Source organism: Acinetobacter schindleri (assembly GCF_010918895.1).
Classification (GTDB): domain Bacteria; phylum Pseudomonadota; class Gammaproteobacteria; order Pseudomonadales; family Moraxellaceae; genus Acinetobacter; species Acinetobacter schindleri.
Genome location: NZ_CP044483.1, coordinates 723,668 through 741,123, shown reverse-complemented (window position 1 = coordinate 741,123; position 17,456 = coordinate 723,668). Strand labels below are relative to the sequence as shown.

Below are 17,456 nucleotides of genomic sequence, written 5' to 3'. Positions count from 1 at the left end.
TAATTTAAATTCAAACACTTATATAAAAATAATGCTAAAATTAAGTGATATACGATAGAGTCATTTTAGTTGACTCCGACTTATTCATAAGAAAATTCTACTGAAAACACTAACTCAAAAATTAAATTTTTATATCTTTAAAATGATTCATCTAATAATACATTTCTGATTTTTTCATCTTCAAATCTTTCAAAGTCACTCAGCTTATTTCTACTTATTGTCTTAATTTATTTTCTTGCTTTTATTGGGCCTACTTGCTAGGAAATACTTTCATTTTACTGTCAGCTTTAAAATAAAAACCCCAGCCTGGACTGAGGTTTTAATCAATGATCTCTATTAAAAAATACGGGACTGATCTTTTTGAGCCTTTGGCAGTTTGGCTGCAATCTTTTCGGCAATCGCCATATAGCTATCAGCAGCCTCATCTCCAGCAATCACTGACGGCGTTCCGGCATCGGCATTTTCACGGATTACAGCATTTAAAGGCAGACGGCCAAGTAGTGGAATATTGTACTGTTCTGACAATTTATCGCCACCACCAGTACCAAAAATCTGTTCTTCATAGCCGCAATTTGAACAGATATGAGTCGACATATTTTCAATCACACCCATGACTGGAATCTGTACACGGTTAAACAGTTCAATTCCTTTGGTAGCGTCCAGTAATGCCACATTTTGTGGCGTTGTCACAATCACTGCGCCAGTGACTGGGATACGCTGCGCTAGAGTCAACTGGATATCCCCTGTACCTGGCGGCATATCAATCATCAGGACATCCAGATCTGGCCAAAGTGTCTGATTAAACAATTGCATCAATGCGCCCGTTGCCTTTGGACCACGCCATGCCACTGGTGTATTGTGATCACCGGTTAAATGACCAATTGACAGCACCGCCAAGCCATAGGCATCTAATGGTACAAAGTTTTCAGCTTCAATCATCGGGGTTTTACCCGCATTACCGAGCATTGTTGGAATACTTGGACCATAAATATCCGCATCCAGTACACCGACTTTTAAACCCTGTTTTTGTAAAGCCAAGGCCAGGTTCACTGTTGTGGTTGATTTACCCACACCACCTTTACCAGAAGACACTAGAATCACATTTTGAATACGTGGATGCTTCGGCACATCACGCTGTTGCGGGGCAGCTTTTTGAATAGGTGCCTCTTCTTGTTGCGGTTGATAATTTTCATTCGCCTGCTTTACAGCATCAGTACTTGCAGATGCATCCACCACGGGTGGTAAATTCGATTTTGGTGCTACTGTGGTTTGCGGCTGGCTAGAGCAGCTTTCACCTTCAGCATGATGATGCCCGCACCCGCCCTCTTTTTTATGACCCGTTTTTTGCTGGATCACATGCATATTGAGTTCTTTGATGCCACATTTTTCCAATGCGTCAGCCAGTTCATCATGAATCTGCTGTAACTGCTCTTTTTCTTCAGGATAAGTATTAATCGTGATCTGTAAGATCTCGCCTTGTACATTGACCTGAGTAATCCGATCTTTCAAGGTATTGTTAGAATTTGGCAAGATATAATTTTGCAGTACATTCTGCACAGCTTCTTCGTTCACCTCCTTGGAAGGCGAAAAAACCGATTTAAGCGAAGAAAGCCACGACATAGGTTACTCCAAAAATGTAGATCGATATCTAAATAGCTTAGTTTAACGGGGTTTTCACTTAAGGTTAAGCATTCTGCCCCTTAAGATGAGGGAGATATTTTCAATTTCCAACCATTTTACTTGGTTTTATTAATTTGTGGCGAATAGAAATAATGGAAAGTGAAAGAGAATAAGAAATAAGGTAGTTTTTAGTATGCGAATAATTATTATTATAATAAGAGTCTGATTAGATTCAGCCACCTCAACCCTGTTATGGTTGAAGTGGCAGTGCGATCAAAGCTTATTTATGATTTTTATTGTGTTCGGACTTATCTTGCTGGTCCTTGGTGTTTTTGCCTTGATCCTGTTTAGACTGGTCTGCATCAGATTCTGAATCCTTATCTTTGGCAGCCTCTTTTTTATCAGACGTATTCTCCTTAGAGGTGTCATCTTTAGCATCTTGATCTTTAGATGAATTCTCTTTCATTTTAGTCATCGTATCGGTGGCCATCTGTTTCAGCTCAGCCAGTTTGACAGAAGCTTCATTCACCAGCTCAGTAATCTTCTGTTTGGTATCATCAAACTTATGTAGGGCTTCATCTTTAAGATGCGTCATACGATCCTGCTGATCTTGACCATTGCCATGTTGCTGGTCTGATTTTCCATCTTTATGCGCAGCCTGTTTGGAATCATCTGCATCATCATTCTGCTTGGTTTCAGACTTGCCATTTTTTAGCTCATTCAGAATCTTTTCGCCTTTCTGCAATAGCTCTTCACCAATAGCAATCGCCTTGGCTTTTAAGTCATCCATCTTGGTCGTTTCATTTTTTTTATCTGATTGCTCACTATCTGAGTCTTTAGCACTCTGCTTTTCAGATTTATCATCCGACCCGTTCTTCTGAGCCTCTAATACTTCCTGATGTTCCTGTTTGTGCTGCTTGTCGATCTCGTTTTGCTTTTGCTCTTTTTCAATTTGATCATGTATTTCACGTGCATGCTGCTGTTTATCTTGGTTCTGCTTAGAAGTACTTGTCTGGTTATTCTGAGTCATGAGTACCCTCCTTAGGTAAGTCATATAAGTTATCAGACAATTATTTAACATAAAGCAGAGAATGAATCGGGCGAATTAAGCAAACTGCAACAAAGCCTGTACATGTTGTTGCTGATCATTGCATCAGATAGCACAAACCTTACGATCTTAAATTTTCATCACCACCCACTGGACGAGATTGTGCTCTGTATTTTGAAGATTCTATTTATCTTATTCCTTGCACCATTGGTCAGTACTTTACTGTCATCATGACATCGTATTTCCTTTAGCTTGCCTACTCAAATACTGTCATAGCTTGATTTTTCAAGCTAAAGGGTACTTATGATCGATCTACATTAAACGTTTACAGGATGAGTAAAACTAAAGGTAGCAAGTGATCTTAGTTTAAGCACGCACGGTACTCATAAAACTTACTACCGAGAACAACCAGATGAACAGGATAAAACTGCGCGCTTGAGTGAAATGTGCCACATCTGTGCCATGCAAAATGTTGTGGCGTGTTGCAGTGACGTTCGAACTAGAATCCATCTTATAGGCAGCCAGCTCTGCAAAGTATGGATTCAGTTCTGTAGCGATTTTAGATTTATGCCACAGACTCTTAATTTCATTGCCCTTTAAACCCGGAACGATTTTATAGACATCGACAAACTTGGTGCCGTTTAACTTTAAGAAGCCTTGTTGAATGAGTACATCTGTGAGTAAACCTTCAAGCTGTGCATAGAGCAAAGGTACACAACCTGCATAACAGCCCAATTTATACATTTTAAAAGCTTCGATAATCACAGGACGACGCAAGGCTTTATTCTGCTCACCGATCTGCATAGCATCGAAAGCGGTCAACACATCTTTTTGAAAAGCTTCAGTGTAAATAACATCAAGTAAGTTAAAGCTTTTCACATCTTCATAGGCATGAATCTGTTGCCAAAAGTGCATCAGATTTAAAGCATCATTGGCTACTTTTGAACCGACAGGTTGATCGAGCTGATCTGCCCACACATTAAAATACTCATCCTGCTGTGCGAGTTCACGTAAGATATTGATTAAAAATGTATGTTCGCCTTGTGAGATCTGATCTAAATAGCTTTGCGCATCTTCAAGGATACGTTTGCCTAAAGTCTGTTGTTTGATATTCGATTTAATCCGTCTGACTGGTTGATCATCTTCAAAATCATCGTAATCGTCATACATGGTCAAGCACTCAAGCAAATGGCGGATAGGCTATTATCCCTGATAATCCTGCCATAAAGTAGCATTTCATCGAGGTGCAACTTTGTTATTGAAAAAGAATTCACCAAAAGCCTTATGCAAGTCATGTCTATCTCATGTAAAATTACCGCCCATTGCATAAAATACGAATGAGAGAGTCAGATCCGTGCGTAATATCTTAGTCACTAACGCCCTTCCATACGCCAATGGCCCGATCCATATGGGTCACCTACTCGGTTATATCCAAGCTGATATTTGGGTACGTGCGATGCGTGCAATGGGTCATAACGTGACTTATGTATGTGCGGATGATGCGCATGGTACGGCGATCATGCTGCGTGCTGAAGCCAATGGCATTACCCCTGAACAGCAAATTGCCAATGTACAAAAAGAACATGAGCGTGACTTTTCCGGCTTTAAAGTGGACTTTGACCACTACGACTCAACCAACAGTGCAGAAAACCAAGCTCGTGCTTCTGAGATTTATATCAAGAACCGTGAAGCAGGCAACATTGCAGTTCGTCCTGTGACTCAATTGTTTGACCCTGAAAAAGGCATGTTCTTGTCGGATCGTTTCATTAAAGGCACATGCCCAAAATGTAAAGCGGAAGATCAATACGGTGACTCATGCGAAGTCTGCGGTACAACCTACAATGCAACTGAACTGTTAAATCCAAAATCAACTTTAAGCGGTGCGACACCTGTAGAGAAATCTTCAGATCACTACTTCTTTAAACTGCCTAACTTTGGTGAATACCTACAAAAATGGACACGTGACGAAGGTCGCCTGCCAGTGTCGATTGCCAACAAATTAGATGAATGGTTTGAAGCAGGTTTGTCGGATTGGGATATTTCTCGTGATGCACCTTACTTCGGTTTTGAAATTCCAGATGCACCAAACAAATACTTCTACGTTTGGGTGGATGCCCCAATCGGCTATATGTCTAGTTTTGAAAATTACATCAAGACCAAACGTCCTGATTTGAGCTTTGATGATTACTGGAAAAAAGATTCTCAAAATGAGGTGTATCACTTCATTGGTAAAGACATCGTTTACTTCCACGCATTGTTCTGGCCTGCCATGCTTGAAGGTGCAAACTACCGTACCCCGACAAGCTTGTTCGTGAATGGTTTCTTGACTGTCAATGGTCAGAAGATGTCTAAATCTCGTGGTACGTTTATTAAAGCGGAAACTTATTTAGAGCATTTAAACCCTGAATATTTACGTTACTACTTCGCTTCTAAACTTTCTGACAAAGTTGAAGATTCTGACTTAAATCTTGATGATTTCGTCCAGAAAGTAAACTCAGATTTAGTGGGTAAAGTGGTCAACATCGCAAGTCGTTGTGCCAAGTTCATTAATACCAAGTTTGACAATAAACTTTCTGCAGCATGTGCAGAGCCTGAATTGGTGCAAAGCTTTATTGGTGCAGGTGATTCAATCGCTGCTGCATACGAAGCACGTGAATTCTCAACAGCGATTCGTGAAATCATGGCGCTTGCGGATAAAGCGAATCAATATATCGATGAGAAAAAGCCTTGGGCTTTAGCGAAGATTGAAGGTGAAGAACAACAAGTTCATGACGTGTGTTCTGTGGGTATTAACCTGTTCCGTCAATTGGCGGTTTACCTTGCTCCTGTATTACCAACTTTGGCTACACAAGTTCAAGCGTTCTTACAATTAGACAGCTTTAACTTTGAATCACGTAAGCAAGTGTTAGTGGGTCATGAAATTGCATTGTTCCAACCGTTAATGCAACGTGTTGACCCTAAAGCGGTTGCTGCTATGGTGGATGCATCTAAAGACTCTTTAGCAGCCCCTGCAGAAGCACCAAAAGTTGAAAAGAAAAAAGAGAAAGCCAAAGAGAAGAAAGCTGAACCTAAAGTGGGTGAAGCTGAAATCATTAATATTGATGATTTTATGAAAGTTGACCTACGTGTAGCGGAAGTTCTTGAAGCTGCGACGGTTGAAGGTTCTGATAAACTGCTTCAATTGACGTTAAATGTCGGTGAGGCTGAGCCACGTAACGTATTTAGTGGTATTCGTGAGTTCTATAAGCCTGAAGACTTAAAAGGCAAATTGGTGGTGATGGTAGCAAACCTTGCGCCACGTAAGATGCGTTTTGGTATTTCTAACGGTATGGTGTTAGCTGCGGGTAATGGCGAAGGTGTTTGGGTGATTTCACCTGAATCTGGTGCTAAACCGGGTGATAAAGTGTCTTAAGATGTAGGTCTTAAATAAAAAGCCTCTACTAATGTAGGGGCTTTTTTATACCATTTATATAATTTATTTTCTTGTTTTAAAAAAATATATCGATAAAATCAAAGCGCTTTTTATTTTTTATAACTATTCGGGGTAAGCATGAAAAAATTACTAGTTTCAGTTCTAGCGATGTCAACAATTGCATTTACAGGCTGTTCAGTTCGTATGGCGGATATGACCGTAGCTTCTACAAAGAACTATAACTTGAACTCAAACCAATTTGTGAAAGGTCAACGTGTCACAGGTGAAGATAAGGTTCCGGTAGTTTTATTCCCATTAGGTATTCCTAACTTCAAAACAGCGGTAGATCGTGCAATTGAGAAAGATCGTTGTGCTGTGGCTTTATCTGATGTTGTTATTACTCAATTGAATCAAGCATTTATTGTGGGGCAGATTGGTTACCGTGTTGAAGGTACTCAAGTAATTGACCGTTCACAACCAGAATGTAAAAAATAATTTTTGATTGTAAAAAAAAGCCTCTACGATGTAGGGGCTTTTTGTTGCAAACATAAAATATTTTATTATGATACGTATCTAATATTATGAATAAAATTAATTTATACAATGAAGAAGCAAAATCCTCATCTTATTGAACGCCAGAAAAAAGAAAATATAAGATTACGTAATAAAGTTGCTTTCTTTCCTTCACAACCAGTCTATACATATTACCCTTTCCATTTACCTGTAGCCTTTGATTTCCACAATAAAAGAATGAGAAATGCTACACTTAAAGCAATAAATTCTTTAAAGGAAATGCCACAAGGTAAACGTCCTTATTTTGATTTTAGTGAAGTAGATACCCTTTCATCTATGGCAACAATTCACTTCACTCAAATGCTAGAGAAATATTCAACGGTAGTTTGTAGAGGTAAACACTCAAAAAGCCCTATAGTTTCAGGAATGCTTTCAAAACTTAAAGTTTATAATCGATTAAATATTAAAGAGACTAATTCCAAACATGATCTTGTAGATAGATGGTATACCTTTTCAGGAGAAAATGCTGATTTTGGTGATGAATACGATGCTATAGAAAATGTTTTAAAAGAAAAGTTTGGAGAAGATTCTATTACCTTTGATGTCATTAATACGGCAATATGCGAGGCTGTGATAAATGTCGTTAACCATGCTTATGATGAAAGTGATAAATATAGAAAGTGGAATTTGTTTTTGGCGATTAAACCTGACAGATGTGCAGTAGTAATATCAGATTTAGGAAAAACAATTCCGCAAAGTATTCCTACTAAAATAAATGACCTCATGCTTAAGGATATTTTTAATTTTGAATCTTGGTTTGGCTTAAATGATCAAGAAAAAATTGAAATTGCGACTAATTATCAAAGAACTTCAACAAATTTGTCATACAGAGGGAAAGGGTTTCAAGATATGAAACAAGTATGTGAAGAAGTTGAAGGCTCAACTATGATGGTTCATAGTCGAAAAGGGTATTGGGCAAAAGGTTATTCAAAATTTGAAAAAAATCTTGATAAAAAAGCCAATTACAAATCTCAAGTAAATGGTACAATTATCTCATGGTTAATTCCTTTAAATGATTCTACTATCCAACTAGCCAATGCGTAAACTCTTGAGGTAATTATGAAAATTGTAGTTGCAGAAGATTTCTATCGCAGACCAGCTGGTAGATATAGAAGTCAGGGTACCTACACAGGTGAAGCTTTTAGAGAAGATATTCTTTTACCTCATTTAAAAAAATTGCCACAAAATGATAAGCTTCTTGTTGATTTCACTGGTGTATCCATGACTGGTTCTTCATTTTTAGAAGAAGCATTTGGAGGCTTAGTTAGAAACCACTCTTTTGATTATTCTAAATTAAAAGATATTTTAGTTCTAAGTTTTCCTAGACGCCCATCACTTGAAGAAACAGTGTGGAAATACATTCAAGATGCTGACAGATCCTCAAATACTTAATCATATTATAAATTTTTCTTTAAACGCAGTATTTTTTTTATTTAAACTCATTGTTGCATTAGGAAGTATTTATCTAATATTACAGCGTTTCCATCTTCGACTTCAGATGAGATTTCTAAAAAATATTTCAGATGAGATATTAAAAATAAATGATTTCTGCATCGAATTTTCATCAAAATTTAATCAATACAAAGAAGGATATGAAAAAAATGATCTAAAAACCTTTAATGAAATCATTTCATTACGTCATAAAATCCATAACCATCTAGATTATTTAACATCTACTGTAAATAGTTTTCCTTATGGAAATCCTCTAAACTTTTTCTGGTTTTCACTTACAGGAAATTATTTTAATAAAGATATACAAATCAATGCAGATAATTTATTAACTACTTATCAAAGCCAAATTTCAGATGATACAACACTACAAAAAGATATAAATCTTAAATTATCTTTTGACAATACAATTAACTTATTTAATACAACTAATAAAAAGATAGATGATATAGACCAAAATAAAATTGATGAAATAATTTTATCTGGTTTGGATTTGATAGAATTGTTAGAAGATCACTCTAAGAAACTATTTTAAATTTTTATCATATTCCCTAATCATTAAATACTTACAAGAATCCTTCTATGAAAACTTTACCCCCCCTATTCCTCGCACTCGCCCTAAGCACTGTAGCGCTCAACTCTCAAGCGGCTGAACCCACAATCACCGCACCCAAACAAGTCGCTGGCTACTACCATGACCAAATTGGCAACACTCAAATCACTGCCCTGCTCGATGGCACAAATTACTTAAACCCTGCGCTATTTAAAGGCTTAAGTGACAGCGAAAAAACGGGCATTCTCAAAAAATACGCTGCCATCAACGACAAAGGCATACAAACCTCAGTCAATGCTTTTTTAATCAATACAGGCAACCAACTACTAATGGTCGACAGCGGTGCTGCAAGCTGCTTTGGCACACACTTAGGTTCAATCTATAACAACCTAAAAGCTTCAGGGTATCAGCCTAGACAGGTCAATAGCATTTTCCTGACCCATTTACACCCTGACCATGTCTGCGGCATCTCAAATAACGGTGTAGCAAATTACCCAAATGCCACACTGCATATTTCCAAAACCGAATATGACTACTGGCTCAGTCCAAACACCATCAAGAAACTACCCAAAGAAAACCAAGAGAAATTTTTAGGCACAGTTGAGAAAATTAAAGCCGCACTTGCACCCTATGAAAAAGCCAAAAAAATTAAGGTCTTTTCAGACAAAGCTTTCGCTTTGGGTGATATTCAATTTAAGCCATCTTTCGGTCATACCCCAGGGCATTACAGCTTTAAACTGAAAACCGATGCTCAAGAAGTGGTATTTATTGGTGACATCGTGCATTCACATACCTTGCAGTTTGATGCACCAAAAACAGCGGTAGATTTTGATATAGACCCTAAGGCAGCAGTCGAAACCCGTCTTAAACATTTTGCTGAATATGCCAAAGCGGGTCAGTTGATTGCTGCACCGCATTTACCTTTCCCAGGCATTGGGCATATCTATTCAAAAGATGGTCAAAGCTATCAGTGGATACCGATACACTTTACAGATTAATTGAGTACTGTGATTGCAATATTCTAAGTCTGAAACCCTAAGCTTTTAGGGTTTCATTTATTTTATAAACACCTAACCAACAAGTATTAAAGATCTTAGACTCAAAAATCACGTTTAGATTGAGAATTAAAATCCGCTACTTCACTTAATTTTTTAAATTTTTTCTTAAAAATTGCTTCACATTCATTGTGCACCTTTAGCACTCATTTCTAGCATTCAATTGAGTCCGATAAATCTAAATATTTAAAAATCAGGTATAAATTTTAAATTTATCTTCTCTTGTAGTGTCTTAGTTTGGTGCAAATAAATCGCATTATGCTTTATATCGAGTCTTATTAATTTCAATAAATTCTTCATCAAAATTTCCCTTGCTAGTGCCTCTTTTAGAATCAGTTTGCCTCTATATACTGGGTTTCTTTTGTGATTCTACGCACTAAATTGGAACGCACCATGCAAAATATAGACTTATTATTTCTCCTTCTCGGTGCAGTTCTGGTGCTTGCCATGCATGCAGGATTTGCTTTTCTGGAACTTGGAACAGTTCGACATAAGAATCAGGTCAATGCCTTAAGTAAAATTCTAACTGACTTTGCCATCTCTGCAATCGCATACTTTTTAGTGGGTTACTATATTGCCTATGGACAGCATTTTTTCCATGATGCCAATACCTTAGCAGCTGATCATGGCTATAACCTGATGCGCTGTTTCTTCCTGCTTACCTTTGCTGCCGCCATTCCAGCGATTATCTCTGGTGGTATTGCTGAACGGGCCAAAATGCGCTCGCAGGCTTTAGCAACGTTATTTCTGGTTGCCCTGATCTATCCATTTTTTGAAGGCATGATCTGGAATGGTAACTTTGGTTTCCAGGACTGGTTGGCTCAGGCATTTGGTGCCAGCTTTCATGATTTCGCTGGTTCAGTGGTGGTGCATGCCATGGGTGGCTGGATCGCACTGGCTGCGGTAATTCTGCTTGGTGCACGTCATGGCCGCTATAGAAATGATGGCCGGATTACAGCACATCCGCCTTCATCGATTCCATTTTTGGCTTTAGGTTCATGGATTTTAATTGTCGGCTGGTTCGGTTTTAATGTCATGAGTGCCCAGCGCCTCGATGCTATTTCTGGACTGGTCGCCATCAATTCTTTAATGGCAATGATCGGTGGAACAATTGCAGCCAAAGTGGCAGGTAAAGATGACCCGGGCTTTCTGCATAATGGACCATTAGCCGGCTTGGTAGCGATCTGTGCGGGCTCAGATGTGGTACATCCATTGGGGGCGCTTTTTATCGGGATCAGCGCAGGCGTGATTTTTGTGAAACTGTTTACGTATACCCAAAATAAACTCAAAGTGGATGATGTGCTTGGCGTCTGGCCTTTGCATGGTGTATGCGGAGCTTTTGGGGGCCTTGCTGTAGGTATCTTCGGTCAGCAATGGCTGGGAGGCATGGGTGGTGTTTCTTTAATTTCACAGCTAGTTGGTACAGTTCTCGCCATTATTGTGGCTTTGGCAGGTGGCTTCCTAGTCTATGGCCTGCTCAAAGTATGGATTGGTATTCGTCTCACCCGGGAAGAAGAATTTACAGGTGCAGACTTGTCCATTCACCGTATTTCTGCGAATTCTGAAGAAAATATTTTTTAATGCTCTCGTAAAAAAGCCCCTATTTCACAGGGGCTTTTTTATCTATAGCGGAGCTTATAGAAATAATTACTTCATACCAAAGATCAGCTTTAATCCAAGCACGGTCATGACTGCACCTGCAGCACGATCAAAGCCTGCTTTGAATTTTAAATACACACGACGAGGCTTTTCTGCAGACAAGGCAACTGCCACCAAAGAACACCATCCTGCATCAATAAAGAAACATAGGACCGGAAGCACGACATAGAAATAGGTCGGAATTTCTTTAGGCAAAAGTGCAGTAAAAATACTGGCTAATACAATGGCAATTTTGGGGTTAGATAATTGAGTGATCAAGCCTGTGGTATAAGCACGACGCAGTGACATCTGGGTATTGCTGTCTTCATCGGCATTAATCGGCTCTTTGGCATGTTTAATAATTTTAAATGCCAGCCAGAGCAAATAAATCCCACCACAGATTTTTAAAGCCAGATAGGCAGATGGCACAGCCAGTAAAAATGCCTGTAAGCCTAGAACTGCGAGCAGACCAAAAACGGCGGCACCTGTACCGGTTCCTAATGCCGTAAACAGGCCATGCTTACGCGAAATAGCAATTGAATTTTTTGCCACATAAATCGATGTCGGCCCAGGGCTCATTGCGCCTAACATTAATGCAAAGGCAATTGAGCCCAAAATCCAGAATGATTCCACAACACAACCCGGTTAAATCTTGATTGCGCTATTCTAAGCAAAATGCAGTACGAATGCTGCATTTTTATGGTGCAAAATCTTAACTTTATCTAATAAATATTCAGTTTAGGTTTACTGAACCTCTTGGGCGATAAATTGCGGTTTAGACAAATGATAGTCGTGATCATGTACCGGCATTCCGCCTATGATCATGGTTCTGACGTCAGTTTTCGGTTTATTCATTTTGTCATTATCACAGCCAGCCAGACTGGACAGAAGTAACGCAAGCACAACATAGGATAGATGTTTCATTTGCTACCCTCCTGACAGATTCCCTTAGTTTTAGATTAGCATTTTATGTCTGTTTTTTATTCAATTATTTTGTGACAAGCTGCATCATCCAAGAATGTAGTTAGAATAGGAATAAAGTCACTTTCGGGTACGCTCAACTTGGTTATACTGTTGCCGTTCTCACTTTTAAGATTGCCATGTTTGATTCGATTGCCCAGCAATTCATAGACCAAACCCTGAATGTACACGGTATGCAACTAACCATACGTCGGTTGGATCTGGTGCATCCACAGATTTCGGGCAACAAGTTTTTTAAGCTGAAATATAATTTTCTGCAAGCGCAACAACAAGAGTTTAAAAAGTTGCTGACTTTTGGCGGTGCTTATTCAAATCATATTGCAGCGACGGCATTTGCGGCACATCAGTTTGGTTTTGAAAGCATCGGTATTATTCGTGGTGAAGAACTTAAAGAAAAACCCTTAAATCCTACCTTAAAGACCGCGCAAGACTTTGGCATGCAGTTGCATTTTGTCAGCCGTGAAGATTATCGACGTAAACAGCAACCCGATTTTTTGGCAGAATTACAGCATCAGTTTCCAGATCATTACGTGATTCCTGAAGGGGGTACCAATACGCTTGCTATTCAAGGCTGTCAGGAAATTTTAAAACCTGAAGATCGACAGTTTGATGTGATCTGTTCTGCAGTGGGTACAGGCGGTACAATTACAGGACTGATTGAAGCCAGTCAGAATCATCAACATGTTTTAGGTTTTTCTGCACTGAAAGGGACATTCTTAACAGAAGATGTCGCCAAACTGACCAGCAAGAAAAACTGGCAGATTATGGATGACTATTGCTGTGGTGGTTATGCCAAAACTACAGCTGAACTGATTCAGTTTGTTCAGAACTTTGAAGCTGAATACGGTATTCCTTTAGAACAGATTTATACCGGGAAAATGCTGATGGGCCTGACTGAGCTGATTGTAAAGGGTTATTTCCCTGCTGGATCAAAGCTATTGGTCATTCATACCGGAGGCCTGCAAGGCAGAACCCCTGAGCTGCATGCAAATTAAACTGGATTAATCGGCTCATTATTATTTAAAGCCATCAAACCTTTGGCTAGACGGTAAATGTGCCAGATAAACACTACAAACAGAATCCCGAATCCAATCAGAATCGTGGTTAATAAGCCACCGATCAGATAACCGATTAAACTGACCCAGAAGGTTCGAATCTGCCAGTCGCTATGACTTTCCAGCCAGGTGCCGCGCATTTCATTGCGTTTCAGATAGTTCATAATAATGGCAACAATCGGCGTCAGACCGACAAAGAAGCCCAGAATATACAGAATATAAGTGATCAGATTATATTGTTTTAATTGTTCGATATTCGCCATCAGTCTTTCTCCCTGGGCTTTTTATCCTCATGTATAAAACTATAGAAGCAGTTTTTCAGTATTTCAAATCAGTTGTGATGAATGTCTGATGAATATCTGTAATTCGATTTGCTTAAGGATGAATAGAGAAAGCTGAAATAAAATTGTCTATAATGCTTTCCTTTTATTCTCCCTTGAGTGTGTCATGTCTTCCAAGCAATACGATGTTCTAGTCATAGGTGCAGGTGCGTCAGGTTTAATGACAGCATATATGGCTGCGCAACGTGGTCGTCGTGTTGTCGTGGTTGAAAAGGCCAATAAGGTCGGTAAAAAGATCCTGATGTCCGGTGGTGGCAAATGTAACTTCACCAACCTGTACGTCGAGCCGGAAAATTTCATTACGCATAACCCGCATTTTGTTATTTCAGCCCTGACCCGTTATACCAACTGGGACTTCATTGGCATGGTGTGCGAGTACGGTATTGAATATGAAGAGCGTAAGCATGGGCAGCTGTTTACGCTGAATGGCGCCAAAGAAATTCTGGCGATGCTATTATCTGAATGCGACAAGACCGGTCTGGTCGACATTAAAACCAGTTGTGAAGTCAAAGCAGTCAACGCGGTAGATAATCAAGGTTTCCAGGTTGCAACGTCCTTGGGATATTTTGAAGTTGAATCTGTAGTGGTGGCTTCCGGTGGCCTGTCAATTCCGACACTGGGTGGTTCTGGTATTGGCTATGAGATTGCCAAGCAATTTGGGCACTATATCTATCCGACCCGTGCCGGTCTAGTGCCATTTACCTTCTCGGATAATTTTAAAGAAGTTACGACGCGCTTAAGTGGTAATGCGGTAGAAGCAACTTTATCCAATGAGCTGAACAGCTTTACTGAAGCCCTGCTGTTTACCCATCGTGGCCTAAGTGGTCCAAGCTCGTTGCAATTGTCTAACTACTGGGACGTGGGTCAAAGCTTTAAGGTCGATTTCCTGCCAAGTGTAGATCTGTTTGATTTCTTCAAATCCAGAAAACAAAGCCAGCCAAAAGTCTTGTTACGGACCCTACTCACCGAGCACTTACCCAAAAGTGTGGTACTGGAATTACAGAATCTGATCTGGACTGAGGTTGCAGAAACCTCGATTGGCAATATCAGTGACGATAAACTGGAACAGATCGCCAAACGTTTGCACAGCTTTGAAGTGAAACCATCAGGCACCGAAGGCTATCGTACTGCCGAAGTAACGCTAGGGGGTGTAGATACGACTGAAGTTTCTTCCAAGACCATGGAAAGCAAGAAACAAAAAGGTTTGTTCTTTGTCGGTGAAATTCTGGATGTTACCGGACATCTGGGTGGATTTAATTTCCAATGGGCATGGTCATCGGCGCATGCCGCATCAGAATATGTTTAATTTATAAATACTCTAAAGTCAGTCTCAAGTTCACTCCAGATAGTCTGTTTTAAACAGCTTAAGATTGGCCGTATTTTCAAGACGGTCAATCGTCAGCTGCATTTTTCGACCGGCTTCTTGCAGATAATATGGTGCTGCATTTGCAGTAGAGCTAATAAATTTAGACTGTTTTAATTTCCACATATTGTTGATCTCCTTTGTCTTTATATTATTAATGCAATAAGAATACCAAAATTAATTTAGTATTCATTTGAATATTCTATATTTTCAACATGACAATTCTATTTCAATGAATTAACAGGATTTTTCAGTTAAATTCGTCTGTATCCGGCATATTCTTTTCCAGCGCTTGTTCAGAGCGCTTATCTGCTTTGCTCTTAACAAAGACAAATCTATAGGCAGCAGTAAAAAAGCCAATCGTAATTCCTGCAATCACTAAAGGTGCTAGAACTTTATTCGGTTTTTTTGCATTCATTCATTTTTCCTCATGACTGAACAAAATCGACCACTTAAGCGTGGCCGATTTTATTTGATTGGAACAGGTTAATTCAGGTCATCTTTCTTTGGACGACTATCGACATTCGGTTCGTCTTCACCTGTAGAGCCAAATGGATTATTGGCTGGTGGATGAGTTGGATCGACGTCGAGTGAGTCCGGTACAGCCTGATCTATATCTGGAGTAACCTGATCAATACCCGATGCTTCATCATCCTGCGGTGCAGTAGTAAGTGATGCAGGGGTACTATTCGATAAGTCCGTACGCATTGGCGCATTGTCATCATTCTGACCTGGAGTAGGCACGATACTCGCTCCTGTTGTGGTAGCTGGTTCAGTCGCAGAAGTCGCACTACCTGAACCAAAAGCTGAAGTCATGATATCAGTATCTTTTTTCAAGGGATTTGGTTCTTTGCCTTCACGTTTGGCTTTATCAATCAGATCCGTCAGAACACGTTCTGCCGGCTGACGACCACCAAGACCGAATGCCAGGGCAAAAGCCACTGCTACTGCGCCCAGAGTCAGACCGAATGCAAGGTTTACAATCGAATCGGCAATGCCCATTGCACGTAAGCCCATTGCAACTACCAGACCCATAATCAGGACACGAACCAGATTAGCTAACCAGCGGGAACTGTTATATTCACCGCGCTGCACTACATTCGCAACCACATTTGCCAGCCAGAAGCCAACCACCAGAATCACTGCGCCGAGCAGGATGTTCGCACCGAAGTAAATGAACATCGCAATCAGGCTACTTACCTGTTCAAAGCCAAGACGGTTCGCCGCTTCAGACACAGCAAACAGCATAGTGAACAGAATGATCAGGACGCCCACGACATGAGAAATTTTAGTGGTACCTAGGAAACGTTGTAAGTCTAGCTTGGCCGGAACTTCATCTACACCGGTACCTGCCAGAACTTCAGTAACCAGCTTCGCGACCAGTTTCGATACGACATAAGCCAGAATCAGAATCAGGGCTGCGGCAATGATATTTGGAATGGCATTCATTACCTCATACAGCATCGCGGTTGCAGGTTGTGAAATCGCCTCAATACCGAGAGCTTCAAAAGCAATGATCAGCGCTGTAATAATAATCACAGCAAAGATGAAGGAACCAATTACTTGAGGAACATTAGAGTTCTTGAAGATGCCAACTTTTTCTGCCTGTTGCTGTACATTCAGACTACGCAATAAACCTTCTACAATGCCACGGATGATTTTCGCCAGAATATAGCCCACAAAAACAATCACACCGGCAATAAAGATATTAGGCAGATAACCGACAACATCATTGACCATATTCTGAACCGGATACAGCAGACCGCTTAAACCCAGAATCGAGAGTACGATAGGCAGGAATAACAACAGAATCAGCCAGTAAATAATTTCACTGATATTCTCACTCAGTGGCTTTACACCAACTTCTGAACTGAGTTTTTCATCCAGTTGAGTGCGGTCAAGCAGCTTCTGTAGTCCCACCTTGACCAGATTGGCAACAATCCAGCCAATGAATCCGACAGCAATCGCAGCAAGCAATTGAGGGATAAACAGCAGGAAACGCTGAATCATGTTACTGAACGGTCCACTGACATTGGTTAGATTCAGCACATTCAGTGCACCAATAACTGCCATAATCAGGATTAACCAGAAGACAATTCTTGTGATGATATTTTCAATATTGGAACGATGGCCAGTCGCATGGTTTAGCCGCTCATTAGTGCCAAGCTTTTGCAGGATTTTTTTTACGCCTGCAGAGACCAGTAATGCAATAACCCAGCCTATCAGCAGGATCGCCACTGCACTTAATATGGGATGAAACTGTTCCCAATAGTACATGGCATCATAACCGCCTGGGCCTCTCATATATTCATTCATGTTGTCATGCCCTCTATGGTTTTACTTTATTTATAAGTATTTACAGACTTCT

Annotated in this window: 18 protein-coding genes; 9 read left to right on the top strand and 9 right to left on the bottom strand. The window is 40.0% G+C overall.

Annotation, left to right across the window (positions count from 1 at the left end):
• Window positions 1–336: 336 nt before the first annotated feature.
• The 3 genes from apbC to FSC11_RS03590 form a co-directional block, all read right to left on the bottom strand.
• Window positions 337–1,620 (bottom strand): iron-sulfur cluster carrier protein ApbC, encoded by a 1,284-nt coding sequence (gene apbC / locus FSC11_RS03600; RefSeq protein WP_163165223.1) that lies wholly within the window; start codon window positions 1,618–1,620, stop codon window positions 337–339.
• 280 nt (window positions 1,621–1,900) lie between these two features.
• Window positions 1,901–2,650 (bottom strand): hypothetical protein, encoded by a 750-nt coding sequence (locus tag FSC11_RS03595; RefSeq protein WP_163165221.1) that lies wholly within the window; start codon window positions 2,648–2,650, stop codon window positions 1,901–1,903.
• Between the two features lie 384 nt (window positions 2,651–3,034).
• Window positions 3,035–3,838: a hypothetical protein gene (locus FSC11_RS03590; protein WP_163165219.1), complete on the bottom strand. Its 804-nt coding sequence runs from the start codon at window positions 3,836–3,838 to the stop codon at window positions 3,035–3,037.
• A gap of 184 nt (window positions 3,839–4,022) precedes the next feature.
• Between FSC11_RS03590 and metG the strand changes: the two genes are divergently transcribed.
• From metG to FSC11_RS03555, 7 genes are all read left to right on the top strand, one after another.
• A complete protein-coding gene (metG, locus tag FSC11_RS03585) occupies window positions 4,023–6,080 on the top strand; it encodes a methionine--tRNA ligase (RefSeq protein WP_163165217.1) in 2,058 nt (685 codons plus the stop codon).
• Between the two features lie 138 nt (window positions 6,081–6,218).
• Window positions 6,219–6,575, top strand: a complete 357-nt coding sequence (locus FSC11_RS03580; RefSeq protein WP_004814739.1) for a hypothetical protein — start codon at window positions 6,219–6,221, stop codon at window positions 6,573–6,575.
• Window positions 6,576–6,683: 108 nt separating this feature from the next.
• Complete coding sequence (locus FSC11_RS03575; protein ID WP_163165215.1) at window positions 6,684–7,697, top strand: ATP-binding protein; 1,014 nt, start codon at window positions 6,684–6,686, stop codon at window positions 7,695–7,697.
• A gap of 15 nt (window positions 7,698–7,712) precedes the next feature.
• Window positions 7,713–8,045 carry an STAS-like domain-containing protein gene (locus tag FSC11_RS03570; RefSeq protein ID WP_163165213.1) on the top strand — a complete coding sequence of 111 codons (333 nt, stop codon included), beginning with the start codon at window positions 7,713–7,715 and terminating at the stop codon, window positions 8,043–8,045.
• Complete coding sequence (locus FSC11_RS03565; RefSeq protein ID WP_163165211.1) at window positions 8,020–8,637, top strand: hypothetical protein; 618 nt, start codon at window positions 8,020–8,022, stop codon at window positions 8,635–8,637. Before FSC11_RS03570 ends, FSC11_RS03565 begins: the two co-directional genes overlap by 26 nt.
• A 47-nt stretch (window positions 8,638–8,684) precedes the next feature.
• Window positions 8,685–9,653, top strand: a complete 969-nt coding sequence (locus FSC11_RS03560) for an MBL fold metallo-hydrolase (RefSeq protein WP_163165209.1) — start codon at window positions 8,685–8,687, stop codon at window positions 9,651–9,653.
• A gap of 450 nt (window positions 9,654–10,103) precedes the next feature.
• A complete protein-coding gene (locus FSC11_RS03555) occupies window positions 10,104–11,291 on the top strand; it encodes an ammonium transporter (RefSeq protein WP_163165207.1) in 1,188 nt (395 codons plus the stop codon).
• Window positions 11,292–11,357: 66 nt separating this feature from the next.
• On the opposite strand, the gene FSC11_RS03550 is transcribed toward FSC11_RS03555, so the two are convergent.
• Window positions 11,358–11,981, bottom strand: coding sequence for a LysE family translocator (locus FSC11_RS03550; RefSeq protein WP_076754062.1), 624 nt, complete (start codon window positions 11,979–11,981; stop codon window positions 11,358–11,360).
• Window positions 11,982–12,092: 111 nt separating this feature from the next.
• Complete coding sequence (locus FSC11_RS03545) at window positions 12,093–12,272, bottom strand: NF038215 family lipoprotein (RefSeq protein WP_163165205.1); 180 nt, start codon at window positions 12,270–12,272, stop codon at window positions 12,093–12,095.
• 176 nt (window positions 12,273–12,448) lie between these two features.
• Between FSC11_RS03545 and FSC11_RS03540 the strand changes: the two genes are divergently transcribed.
• On the top strand, window positions 12,449–13,324 hold the full coding sequence (locus FSC11_RS03540) for a 1-aminocyclopropane-1-carboxylate deaminase/D-cysteine desulfhydrase (protein ID WP_163165203.1): 876 nt from the start codon (window positions 12,449–12,451) through the stop codon (window positions 13,322–13,324).
• Here FSC11_RS03540 and FSC11_RS03535 read toward each other — a convergent pair.
• Entirely contained in the window at window positions 13,321–13,647 is a 327-nt protein-coding gene (locus tag FSC11_RS03535) for a DUF4870 family protein (protein WP_004891726.1), read from the bottom strand. The two genes, FSC11_RS03540 and FSC11_RS03535, sit on opposite strands and share 4 nt — an antisense overlap.
• Before the next feature lie 184 nt (window positions 13,648–13,831).
• Here FSC11_RS03535 and FSC11_RS03530 point away from each other — a divergent pair, with 184 nt between their 5' ends.
• Window positions 13,832–15,031, top strand: coding sequence for a BaiN/RdsA family NAD(P)/FAD-dependent oxidoreductase (locus tag FSC11_RS03530; RefSeq protein WP_163165201.1), 1,200 nt, complete (start codon window positions 13,832–13,834; stop codon window positions 15,029–15,031).
• A gap of 30 nt (window positions 15,032–15,061) precedes the next feature.
• Here FSC11_RS03530 and FSC11_RS16105 read toward each other — a convergent pair whose 3' ends face one another.
• The 3 genes from FSC11_RS16105 to FSC11_RS03525 form a co-directional block, all read right to left on the bottom strand.
• A complete protein-coding gene (locus FSC11_RS16105; protein ID WP_004814723.1) occupies window positions 15,062–15,214 on the bottom strand; it encodes a hypothetical protein in 153 nt (50 codons plus the stop codon).
• A gap of 124 nt (window positions 15,215–15,338) precedes the next feature.
• The gene (locus FSC11_RS16100) at window positions 15,339–15,506 is read right to left on the bottom strand and encodes a hypothetical protein (protein ID WP_005223059.1); all 168 of its coding nucleotides are present in this window, start codon (window positions 15,504–15,506) and stop codon (window positions 15,339–15,341) included.
• A gap of 68 nt (window positions 15,507–15,574) precedes the next feature.
• Window positions 15,575–17,404: a mechanosensitive ion channel gene (locus FSC11_RS03525; protein WP_004891720.1), complete on the bottom strand. Its 1,830-nt coding sequence runs from the start codon at window positions 17,402–17,404 to the stop codon at window positions 15,575–15,577.
• Window positions 17,405–17,456: the final 52 nt, after the last annotated feature.